Source organism: uncultured Kiloniella sp., assembly GCF_937128705.1.
Lineage (GTDB): Bacteria > Pseudomonadota > Alphaproteobacteria > Kiloniellales > Kiloniellaceae > Kiloniella.
Genome location: NZ_CAKZMP010000056.1, coordinates 1 through 12,421, shown reverse-complemented (window position 1 = coordinate 12,421; position 12,421 = coordinate 1). Strand labels below are relative to the sequence as shown.

General features: G+C 46.8%; 9 protein-coding genes and 1 tRNA gene. All 10 read right to left on the bottom strand.

Translation table 11 applies throughout. The features are described 5' to 3' along the window. Window positions 1-168: 168 nt before the first annotated feature. Window positions 169-4,332, bottom strand: a complete 4,164-nt coding sequence (gene rpoC / locus Q0241_RS03315) for a DNA-directed RNA polymerase subunit beta' (RefSeq protein WP_299373033.1) — start codon at window positions 4,330-4,332, stop codon at window positions 169-171. Between the two features lie 71 nt (window positions 4,333-4,403). Continuing rightward, entirely contained in the window at window positions 4,404-8,573 is a 4,170-nt protein-coding gene (gene rpoB, locus Q0241_RS03310) for a DNA-directed RNA polymerase subunit beta (protein ID WP_299373030.1), read from the bottom strand. A gap of 231 nt (window positions 8,574-8,804) precedes the next feature. Next, window positions 8,805-9,179 carry a 50S ribosomal protein L7/L12 gene (gene rplL, locus Q0241_RS03305; RefSeq protein ID WP_047766117.1) on the bottom strand — a complete coding sequence of 125 codons (375 nt, stop codon included), beginning with the start codon at window positions 9,177-9,179 and terminating at the stop codon, window positions 8,805-8,807. Between the two features lie 50 nt (window positions 9,180-9,229). Further along, window positions 9,230-9,748: a 50S ribosomal protein L10 gene (rplJ, locus tag Q0241_RS03300; RefSeq protein ID WP_299373026.1), complete on the bottom strand. Its 519-nt coding sequence runs from the start codon at window positions 9,746-9,748 to the stop codon at window positions 9,230-9,232. 326 nt (window positions 9,749-10,074) lie between these two features. Next, window positions 10,075-10,773, bottom strand: a complete 699-nt coding sequence (gene rplA, locus Q0241_RS03295) for a 50S ribosomal protein L1 (RefSeq protein ID WP_299373024.1) — start codon at window positions 10,771-10,773, stop codon at window positions 10,075-10,077. Between the two features lie 4 nt (window positions 10,774-10,777). Continuing rightward, window positions 10,778-11,206: a 50S ribosomal protein L11 gene (rplK, locus tag Q0241_RS03290; RefSeq protein ID WP_299373022.1), complete on the bottom strand. Its 429-nt coding sequence runs from the start codon at window positions 11,204-11,206 to the stop codon at window positions 10,778-10,780. Between the two features lie 104 nt (window positions 11,207-11,310). Next, complete coding sequence (nusG, locus tag Q0241_RS03285) at window positions 11,311-11,841, bottom strand: transcription termination/antitermination protein NusG (protein ID WP_047766114.1); 531 nt, start codon at window positions 11,839-11,841, stop codon at window positions 11,311-11,313. Between the two features lie 4 nt (window positions 11,842-11,845). Beyond that, window positions 11,846-12,043: a preprotein translocase subunit SecE gene (gene secE / locus Q0241_RS03280; RefSeq protein WP_046510121.1), complete on the bottom strand. Its 198-nt coding sequence runs from the start codon at window positions 12,041-12,043 to the stop codon at window positions 11,846-11,848. 132 nt (window positions 12,044-12,175) lie between these two features. After that, window positions 12,176-12,251, bottom strand: a tRNA-Trp gene (locus tag Q0241_RS03275). A gap of 95 nt (window positions 12,252-12,346) precedes the next feature. Further along, on the bottom strand, window positions 12,347-12,421 hold a 75-nt coding region (locus Q0241_RS03270), incomplete at its 5' end, for a hypothetical protein (RefSeq protein WP_299373036.1).

The window sequence follows — 12,421 nt, the reverse complement described above, 5'->3', positions numbered from 1 at the left end:
ACCAACTGATTGATGGTTGCCATGAAAGCAGACTCCACGTTGTACACAAAAAAGACAGTGGTTAAACCACCGCCATACTAATTTAAGGAGGCGCATTGTATGTTGCCTCCCGCAGACAGTCAAGACCGGACATCGTCCGGTCTTCACTCACTTTACAACAAAAGAGTATTATTCTTCGCTGTTAAGCATTTCGCTCAATGCTGCTTCAACTTCACTAGCCGTAGGGCCAGCTTGTGCTGCATCAACATCTTGACGTTTTTTCTTGCGGTTTTTGTGGTAAGTCAAACCAGTACCAGCCGGTATTAGACGACCCACAACCACGTTTTCTTTCAGGCCACGCAGTTCATCACGTGTGCCTTTAACTGAAGCTTCAGTCAATACACGGGTGGTTTCCTGGAACGAAGCCGCCGAAATAAATGATTCAGTTGCCAACGATGCTTTGGTGATACCCAACAACAACACTTCAAACTTAGCTGGAACACCATCTTGCTTCAAGATTTCACGGTTTGTCGCCATCACTTCTTTGTACGACAATTGTGTGGTTTTCAAGTAATCAGTATCACCTGGCTCAACAATTTCAACTTTGCGTAACATTTGACGAATGATACACTCGATGTGCTTGTCATTAATTTTCACGCCCTGTAAACGGTAAACGTCTTGAATCTCGTTAACCAAATAAGAAGCCAAAGCAGGAACACCCTGTAGTCGCAAGATGTCATGCGGGTTAGGTTCACCCTCAACCACTACATCACCTTTTTCAACATGCTCACCCTCGAACACGATGATTTGACGCCACTTAGGTATCAAAGTTTCTACTTTTTCGCCATCAGATTGCGTAATCACCAAACGGTTCTTACCTTTGGTGTCTTTACCAAAGCTGACAATACCAGATGTTTCAGCTTGAATCGCTGGATCTTTTGGCTTACGCGCTTCAAACAAATCAGCAACACGCGGCAGACCACCGGTAATATCACGTGTTTTTGACCCTTCACGCGGGATACGCGCAAGAACGTCACCAGCTTTAATTTCAGTACCAGGTTCAACAGAAAGGATCGCACCAACTGACAGGAAGTAACGTGCTTCCATATCATTATCGAGCAAGATAACTTCACCGTTTTCGTCACGCAAAGTAATACGTGGCTTCAGATCAGAACCTTTTGATGCTGTTTTCCATTCCACAACTTCACGGTTTGAAATACCAGTTGTTTCATCTGTTACTTCACGCATGGAAACGCCGTCAACCAAGTCAACGAAATTAGCAATACCTTCTCTCTCAGAGATGATCGGGGTCGTATAAGGATCCCACTCAGCCAACTTCTGACCTTTTTTACAGGCGATGCCTTCATCAACAAGCAACTTGGCACCATACTGCAGGCGGTGACGTGCACGTTCACGGTTGTTTTCGTCACGAATAATCAATTCCTGACTACGGCCCATCACAATTGGGAGACCATCAGAATTGATAACCACGTTACGGTTTTTAATGTGAACTGTACCATCTAGGGATGCTTCGATAGATGATTGCTCAGAACCACCCTGCGCCGCACCACCAATATGGAAAGTACGCATTGTCAACTGTGTACCCGGCTCACCGATTGATTGAGCAGCAATAACGCCGACAGCTTCACCAGAATAAACCTTCGTACCACGAGACAGGTCACGACCATAACACTGAGCACAAACACCACTTTTGGATTCACACATCAGCGGCGAACGTACTTGAACTGAATCCAGACCAGAGCGGTCGATTTCATCCAAGTGTTCCTCAGAAATGATTTGCCCGGCAGGAACAATGACTTCTTTGGTTAGCGGACTAACCATATCTTCCATTGTTGTACGACCAAGCAGACGTTCACTCAGAGAAGCAATCACTTCACCACCATCAATAACAGCAGCGATGTTAATGCCAATTTCTGTACCACAATCTTCTTCGGTGATGATCGCATCCTGTGCAACATCAACAAGACGACGTGTCAGATAACCAGAGTTCGCAGTCTTAAGAGCTGTATCCGCAAGACCTTTACGTGCACCGTGCGTAGAGTTGAAGTACTCAAGAACGGTCAGGCCTTCTTTAAAGTTTGAAATAATCGGTGTCTCAATAATAGAGCCATCCGGCTTAGCCATCAAACCACGCATACCTGCAAGCTGTTTAATCTGAGCGGCAGAACCACGCGCACCAGAGTGAGCCATCATGTAAACAGAGTTTACCTTGTCACCTTTACCAGATCCGATGACTTCCATCATCTCATCAGCAACACGGTCTGAACACTGAGCCCAGATATCAACAACCTTATTGTACTTCTCACCACGAGTGATCAAACCATCAAGATACTGCTGTTCAAACTCTTTAACCTGTGCTTGAGCTTCTTCGATCAATGCTTCTTTCGCAGCAGGGATCTGCATATCGTCCTTACCGAACGAGATACCAGCTTTACAAGCGTGGCTGAAACCAAGTTTCATAATCTGGTCACAGAAGATGACAGTCTCTTTCTGACCACAGTGACGATAAACCATATCAATCACATCAGATACTTCACGCTTCGGAAGCAAACGGTTCAGCATAGAGAACGGCAACTTAGGATGGCGAGGATAAAGCTCAGCAAGCTTCATACGGCCTGGCGTCGTATCTACCAGACTTACCGTCGGATTGTTTTCTGCATCAACAGAGTGATAACGCGCTTTGATCTTTGTATGAAGAGTGATCACTTTGTTATTCAAAGCGTGATCAATCTCAGCCATATCACCAAAGGCCATACCTTCGCCGGCAGCACCTTCGTTCATCATGGAAAGATAATAGATACCAAGAACAATATCCTGTGACGGAACGATAATAGGCTTACCATTCGCAGGAGACAGGATGTTGTTAGTAGACATCATCAGAACACGTGCTTCCAACTGCGCTTCCAGAGAAAGCGGCACGTGGACAGCCATTTGGTCACCGTCAAAGTCAGCGTTAAACGCCGTACAGACCAATGGGTGAAGCTGGATAGCCTTACCTTCGATCAATGTAGGCTCAAACGCCTGGATACCAAGTCTGTGAAGTGTTGGCGCACGGTTAAGCATAACCGGGTGCTCACGGATAACTTCTTCCAAGATATCCCAAACTTCTGGACGTGCTTTCTCAACCATACGCTTCGCAGCTTTAATAGTTGTCGCAAGACCGTAGAGTTCAAGCTTGGAGTAAATAAACGGCTTGAAGAGTTCAAGCGCCATTTTCTTCGGCAAACCACACTGATGCAGTTTCAGTTCCGGACCAACCACGATAACCGAACGACCAGAATAATCGACACGCTTACCAAGAAGGTTCTGACGGAAACGACCCTGTTTACCCTTTAGCATGTCTGAAAGTGATTTCAGAGGACGCTTGTTGGCACCTGTAATGACGCGCCCACGACGACCGTTGTCGAAGAGAGCATCAACAGATTCCTGAAGCATACGTTTTTCGTTACGTACGATGATATCAGGCGCACGAAGTTCAATCAGACGCTTCAGACGGTTGTTACGGTTAATAACACGACGATAAAGATCGTTTAGATCTGATGTCGCGAAACGACCACCATCCAAAGGAACAAGCGGGCGAAGTTCCGGCGGAATTACGGGAACAACATCAAGAATCATCCACTCTGGACGAGAACCTGATTCCAAGAAAGCTTCGACGATTTTAAGACGCTTAACAAGCTTCTTACGTTTAGCTTCGGAATTGGTGTCACGAAGTTCCTGGCGGATATCATCTTTTTCTTCTTCAAGATCAAGATTGCTCAGGATGTCTTTGATCGCTTCAGCACCGATTTTCGCAGTGAAAGCATCATCGCCGTATTCGTCTTGCGCATCCATGAACTCTTCCTCTGAAAGCAGCTGATGCTGTTTCATCGGTGTCAGTCCAGGCTCAACAACAACGAAGTTCTCAAAATAGAGAATACGCTCTAGATCTTTCAGCGGCATATCAACCAGAAGGCCGATACGGCTAGGAAGAGATTTCAAGAACCAAATATGTGCAACTGGACTTGCCAGTTCAATATGGCCCATGCGCTCGCGACGTACCTTTGAAAGTGTGACTTCAACACCACATTTTTCACAGATAATGCCACGATATTTCATACGCTTGTATTTACCACACAAGCATTCGTAATCTTTAATAGGACCAAAAATTCGCGCACAGAAAAGGCCGTCGCGTTCTGGTTTAAAGGTACGGTAGTTGATGGTTTCTGGCTTTTTGATTTCGCCAAATGACCATGAACGGATCCGTTCAGGGCTCGCAATAGAGATCCTGATCTGATCGAACGTCGCTGGCCCAGAAGTTTGGCCGAAAATATTCATCAACTCATTGGACATCGGTGTCTCCCGACAAAATTTTATTCACTAAATCTTTAACGTTAATTACAGGGGCCCGAAGGCCCCTGTTATCAAGCATCACTTTGTGTCAATTCCACATTCAGACCAAGAGAACGAAGCTCTTTGACCAAAACGTTAAAGGACTCAGGAATACCTGCTTCGAAGTTCTCGTCACCCTTGACGATGGCTTCGTACACTTTGGTACGTCCGGACACGTCATCAGATTTAACTGTTAACATTTCCTGCAAAGTATAGGCAGCACCATAAGCTTCGAGTGCCCAAACCTCCATCTCACCGAAACGCTGGCCACCAAACTGAGCTTTACCACCCAATGGCTGCTGCGTAACAAGAGAGTAAGGTCCGATAGAACGCGCATGGATCTTGTCGTCAACAAGGTGATGCAGTTTCAGCATGTAGATATAACCAACGGTTACACTACGGTCGAACTGTTCACCTGTACGACCATCGATGAGACGAACCTGACCAGAGCTATCTAGCCCTGCCTTTTCGAGCATATCAACGACATCTTTTTCCTTGGCACCATCAAATACAGGAGTTGCGATCGGAACACCGTTACGTAGGTTGTAACCCAGTTCGTCAAGCTCATCAGTATTCATATCTATGATGTCGTCGTTATAGTCTTTTTCACCATAAACATCGAGCAACTTAGATTTTAGGTTATCGTAATCGCCGGTACGACGTGCATCCACAGCCATATCACCAATCTGGTGACCAAGACCACGACATGCCCAACCTAAGTGAGTTTCAAGAATCTGACCAACGTTCATACGCGATGGAACACCAAGTGGGTTCAACACGATATCAACAGGTGTGCCGTCTTCGGTATAAGGCATATCTTCCACAGGCATAATGCGAGAGATAACACCTTTGTTTCCGTGACGACCAGCCATCTTATCACCAGGTTGAAGCTTACGCTTCACAGCGACAAAGACCTTAACCATCTTCATAACGCCAGGAAGAAGTTCATCGCCACGCTGCAGCTTCTGAACTTTATCATCAAAGCGTTTTGTCAGTTCGTCGATTGATTCTTCAAACTGCTTGTTAAGTGCTTCAATCTCAGTCTGAGCTGCATCGTCTTCAACAGCAATCTGGCGCCATTGGCCAGGCGTGTAATCAGCCAGAAGTGCTTCATCCACCTTAATACCGGTAGACATGCCCTTTGGACCACTAACAACAACATTACCGAGAACGAATTCTTTCAAACGGTCATAGAAAGAACGTTCCAGAATACCACGTTCATCATCACGGTCTTTCGCGAGATGTTCGATTTCCAGACGCTCAATAGCAAGTTCACGTTCATCTTTCTCTACACCACGGCGAGAGAAGACGCGTACGTCAACAACAGTACCAACGCCCCCAGGAGGAACGCGAAGAGATGTATCACGAACGTCAGATGCTTTTTCACCAAAGATCGCACGAAGAAGCTTTTCTTCCGGCGTCATTGGGGATTCACCTTTTGGCGTTACTTTACCAACAAGGATATCACCTGGCTGAACTTCGGCACCGATATAAACCATACCGGCTTCATCAAGGTTACGAAGTGCATCTTCACCAACGTTAGGAATATCGCGAGTGATTTCTTCCTGACCAAGCTTGGTATCACGTGCCATCACTTCATAAGCTTCGATATGAATTGAAGTGAAAACATCGTCACGTACAATACGCTCGGAAATCAGAATTGAATCCTCATAGTTGTAACCGTTCCACGGCATAAATGCCACGAGAACGTTACGACCAAGAGCCAACTCGCCAAGATCCGTAGACGGGCCGTCTGCCATGATATCGCCACGACCAACCATGTCACCCACTTTTACGAGCGGACGTTGGTTAATACAGGTGCCTTGGTTTGAACGCTGGAACTTCGACAGGTTATAAATGTCGACCGCGCCCTCACCTGTGGACATGTCATCACGAACACGCACAACGATACGCGTTGCATCCACCTGATCTACGATACCACCACGACGTGCGGAAATAGATACACCGGAATCCTGTGCAACACGTGGTTCCATACCTGTTCCAACAAACGGTGCCTCTGCTTTAAGCAAAGGAACTGCCTGACGTTGCATGTTCGACCCCATAAGAGCACGGTTCGCATCATCGTTTTCAAGGAATGGAATCAGCGCTGCGGCAACAGAAACGAGCTGTTTTGGCGATACGTCAATCAGATTGATATCTTCACTACGTGAAACGAAATAATCACCACTCTTACGGCAAGAAATCAATTCTTCCACAAAAGTATTATCTTCGTTCAGGGCAGCGTTTGCTTCCGCAATCGTATAACGACCTTCTTCGATAGCACTGAGGTAAATAACATCATCTGTTACTTTACCATCAACGATTTTACGATAAGGACTTTCGATGAAACCGTAAGGGTTCACACGCGCAAAAGTCGCAAGGGAGTTAATCAAACCAATGTTTGGTCCCTCAGGCGTTTCAATTGGGCAAATACGTCCGTAGTGCGTAGCGTGCACATCACGAACTTCAAAGCCAGCACGTTCACGTGTCAGACCGCCAGGGCCCAATGCAGAAACACGACGCTTATGCGTAATTTCTGAAAGCGGGTTTGTTTGGTCCATGAACTGTGAAAGCTGGGAAGATCCGAAGAATTCACGGATAGCTGCAGCAACAGGTTTCGCGTTAATCAGGTCATGTGGCATAACCGTGTCGATCTCAACAGAGCTCATACGCTCTTTGATCGCGCGCTCCATACGTAGCAAACCTACGCGGAACTGGTTTTCCATCAACTCACCAACAGAACGAACACGACGGTTACCAAGGTGATCGATATCATCAATCTCACCTTTACCATCTTTCAATTCACAGAGAATCTTGACGATTTCCAAAATATCTTCGCGACGTAGTGTACGTACCTGATCATCAGTCTCAAAGTCGAGACGTGCGTTCATTTTCACACGGCCAACAGAAGAAAGATCATAACGTTCTGAATCAAAGAACAGACCGTTGAACATTTTCTCGGCAGCTTCAAGGGTCGGTGGCTCACCAGGACGCATGACACGATAGATGTCTAAAAGCGCATCTTCACGTGTCGCATTCTTATCCGCAGCAAGTGTGTTACGGATGTACGGGCCAACCTTCACATTATCAATGCCAAGAACTTCAATCTCTGTAAGGCCTGTACCAGCAAGTTCTTCGAGAAGCTCTTCGGTGATTTCTTCACCAGCTTCGCAAATAACTTCACCAGTGGATGCATTGATATGGTCATTCGCGATGTAAGACCCAAAGAGGTCATCACCAGGAACGAAGATATCAGTCAGGCCACCATCAACAAGCTTACGAATTTGACGTGGAGTTAATTTAGCACCTGCTTCGGCAGCAACATCACCCGTCTTAGCATCAATAAGATCGTTATTAAGCTTAACACCCTTCAAGGCTTCAGCATCGAAAGGACGCTTCCAGCCGTTGCCGGATTTTTCGTAGGTCACAGTGTCATAGAAGAAGTTCAACAAATCTTCTGGTGACATACCCTGCGCTTCTTGCGGATCAAGTACTTCGCTTGCTTCTCCTAGCTCAGCGCGACGAGCTGCAGTCTCTGCATTGTCAAGCGCAAGCAATAGCGTAGTCGCAGGAAGCTTACGGCGGCGATCGATACGAACATAAACAAGGTCTTTCGCATCGAATTCAAGGTCAAGCCAAGAACCACGATAAGGGATAACGCGAGCAGCAAACAGGAATTTACCTGATGAGTGGGTTTTGCCACGGTCATGGTCAAAGAATACACCAGGGCTACGGTGCATCTGAGAAACGATTACACGCTCAGTACCATTAACAACAAATGTACCGTAACGTGTCATCATCGGCAGATCACCCATGTAAACATCTTGTTCTTTGATGTCACGGATTGATCTTGCGCCGGTATCTTCGTCTACGTCCCAAACCACCAATCTCAAAGTAACCTTGAGAGGTGCAGCATAGGTAATGCCACGTTGTTGGCATTCTTCTACGTCAAACTTAGGTTGTTCCAGCTCGTAACGCAGAAACTGCAGTTCAGACTTTTCAGCAAAATCTTTGATCGAGAAAATCGATTCAAATACTTCTTGAAGTCCGGTAGTTTTGCGCTCAGCAGCAGGAACGCCTACCTGTAGGAACTGATCGTAAGATGCCTTCTGAACTTCAATCAAATTAGGCATAGTGCTCACTTCCGTGATACGCCCGAAGTCCTTGCGAATGCGCTTGCGACCCGTAAACGATCTCGCCATGTCAGTAACGTCCTCGTCCCATTGGGTGTTGACGAAAGAGAGGTTCCCCTAACGCCAATAAATTTCTAAACAATCGCCAACAAATCTGTCCGTGTTAACCCGGACAAACAAGCCAGCTTCAGGATAGTTTTACGCCCCATCCCTGAAAGGCGCAGAAAACCGGCGCGACACACAGCTTGCGCTGTGTACCGGCCGGGTTTTCTATAACTGGTAGTGACGCGAGAGCCAATATTACTTGACTTCTACAGTTGCGCCAGCTGCTTCCAGTTTACCTTTGATGTCTTCAGCTTCCGCTTTATCAACACCTTCTTTGATAGCTTTAGGAGCAGATTCAACTAGCTCTTTAGCTTCTTTCAGACCGAGACCTGTAATGCCGCGAACTTCTTTAATCACGTTGATTTTCTTTTCACCAACAGAAGCAAGAACAACATCAAACTCAGTTTGTTCAGCAGCAGCACCACCAGCGTCACCGCCAGCAGCAGCAGCAACAGCTACAGGAGCAGCAGCAGAAACGCCCCAATGCTCTTCCAATTTTTTGGAAAGTTCAGCAGCTTCAAGAACTGTCAGTTTAGACAGTTCGTCAACCAATTTATCAAGATCAGCCATAATAATTCATATCCTCTAAAGGCTTGAACAGAGAAAATTTAACAAAACCGTTAAGCAGTTTCGCCTTGAGACCCGTAGGCACCAAATACGCGTGCTAGCTGACCAGCTGGAGCTTGCGTAACACCTGCAACTTTCGTAGCAGGCGCCTGCAATAGGCCAACCAGTTTGCCGCGCAATTCGTCGAGTGAAGGAAGGCTAGCAAGAGCCTTAACGCCATCAGCATCAAGGATTGTGTCACCCATCGCACCACCGACAACAGTCAGCTTCTCGTTCTTCTTGGCGAACTCGACGCAGACTTTAGCCGCTGCAATTGGGTCAACAGATGTCGTAACAGCTGTTGGACCTGCAAACAGTGGCTTCAGTGCCTCAAATTTCGTGCCGTCAAGAGCAATCTTCGCCAGCCGGTTTTTCGCAACTTTGTAGCTTGCGCCGTTATCCCTTGCGTCTGAACGCAATTCGGAAACTTCTGAAACTGTCAGGCCAGATTGTTGAGTAACAACAACTAGACCGGAGTCGTCGAAGACTTCCTTAAGGAAAGCGACGAGCTGTTCTTTCTGTGTACGATCCACGGTAGCTCCGCTCGTTTTTGACCTAACTCAAATGGACTCAGCCAAATGAATTCAGATCGATTTGCACGAGAACCCCTCATCACTAGAAGGATTCGGTTCGCCTGTCCTGGAAGTTCAAGCCTTACACAACCGGAGGACCCGGTGTGCTATAACTCGCTTCCCGTCTATGTAGGCCCCAAAAGGACTTAAGTTTCGCCGAAGCACAACACCCACAGTCTCGGACAGGTCGCAACAGAATTAAAAATCCTGCTGCAGGAACAGCGGAAGAACGAATTCTCCCGCTGAGTGATGCCCTAATACACCAAAAATTTCTCGACGTACAGAGATTACTCTGCAGAAAGTGAAGAAATTTCCAGTTTAACGCCAGGACCCATCGTAGATGAGATCGCAACACGTTTTACATATGTACCTTTTGCGCCAGCTGGCTTCGCTTTGTTGATCGCGGCAACGAACGCACGAACGTTCTCAACCAACTGATCTTCACCAAAGCTCATCTTACCAATACCAGCGTGAACAATACCGGCTTTCTCAGCACGGAACTCAACCTGACCAGATTTGGCAGCTTCAACAGCGCCTTTCACGTCAGGAGTAACAGTACCAAGCTTCGGGTTTGGCATAAGACCGCGAGGACCAAGAACCTTACCAAGACGACCAACGATAGCCATCATGTCAGGAGTCGCAATCACACGATCAAAATCCATCTCGCCGCCCTGGATCTTTTCCATAAGATCTTCAGCACCAACGATTTCCGCACCAGCAGCTTTCGCTTCGTCAGCTTTTGCATCACGTGCAAAAACAGCAACACGAACAGATTTACCAGTACCGTGAGGCAATGGAACAACGCCACGAACGTTCTGGTCAGCGTGACGCGGGTCAACACCCAGGTTCATCGCGATTTCCAGAGTTTCGTCGAACTTTGTTTTTGCATGAGCTTTGATGTGCTTTACAGCGTCACCAAGATCATAATGCTTTTCGCGGTCAAGACCTTCATAGGCGCTTGCAATACGCTTACCTTTTTTCGCCATGATCTTATCCCTTCACTTCCAAGCCCATGGAACGCGCTGTGCCCATAATAATTAGGCTAGCAGCATCCAAGTCGTTTGCGTTCAGATCTACAAGTTTAGTCTGAGCAATCTCACGAACCTGATCCATTGTTACAGAACCAACATAACCCTTACCGGTTTCAGAAGAACCCTTAGCAAGGCCAGCAGCTTTTTTAAGATAGAAGCTGGCTGGTGGCGTTTTTGTAACAAATGTGAAAGAACGGTCACTGTAAGCCGTAATGATAACAGGAACAGGAGTGTTTTTCTCCATATCGCCTGTTGCAGCATTAAACGCCTTACAGAATTCCATGATATTAAGACCACGCTGACCAAGCGCAGGACCCACAGGCGGTGATGGATTAGCAGCACCAGCAGGGATCTCAAGCTTGATGTAGCCTTCGATTTTCTTTGCCATTGATTTACCCTCATTTAGTTTGGGTGCGCGGTATGGCTATGGCAGGCCCACCGCACTAAGAGCAACCACACATGTGATCACTTAACGAAAAACTTGAAACGATTTTACTGCTTCTCGACCTGATCGTATTCCAGCTCAACAGGTGTTGAGCGACCAAAGATAGAGACAGCAACTTTGAGACGGGCTTTTTCTTCATCAACTTCTTCAACAACACCGTTGAATGAAGCGAACGGACCATCGCTAACGCGAACAGTTTCCCCAACCTCAAATGTAACAGACGGACGCGGACGATCGACACCTTCTTGGACTTGCTGCAGCATTGCCTGCGCTTCCCGCTCGGATATCGGTAAAGGACGCCCTTTTCCACCAAGAAAACCTGTAACTTTTGGCGTATCTTTAACCAAGTGCCAGCTCTCATCCGTCAGGTCCATTTTGACCATGACATAACCAGGAAAGAACTTACGCTCAGCATTAATACGTTGACCGCGGCGCATCTCAACTACTTCTTCAGTAGGAACCAGCACCTCTTCAAAACGGTCTTCCATACCTTTTTTCGCAGCTTGCTCACGAATTGATTCAGCTACTTTCTTTTCAAATCCGGAATAGACATGGATTACATACCAACGTGCAGCCATGATTTTATCCTCCCAGACCTAAGACAAGTTTCACACCTTGATTAAGAACCAAGTCGACGAGAAAGAAGAACGTCGCCGTCAAAGTAACCATAACGAACACCATACCTGTGGTGACGAGAGTTTCTTTACGGGTTGGCCAGGTTACTTTACTCAGTTCCTGACGGAATTCTTTCATGAGCTGACCGGGGTTGGTCTTTGCCATTCTCAAACGCCTTTGACTTAATGCTCAAACAGAGCGGATCGATACAAACTTATTTAGTTACACACCGTTTATTTACAAGAAATAAGATCGGATGCCAACTACGCCAAAACCCAGCACACGCTGGGTTCTAAGTGGCAGGAGAGGAGGGACTCGAACCCACAACCCCCGGTTTTGGAGACCGGTGCTCTACCAATTGAGCTACTCTCCTACATTTTGTCGTTGCACCCAAGTGAATCCGAAATGATCAACTTGGCGACGGGGCGTTCTAGCAGGACGCCCCGTCCCTATCAACGTTTTTTTATTTTATTTTGAGATACTTGAAACGACACCAGCACCAACGGTACGGCCGCCTTCACGGATCGCAAAACGTAGACCATC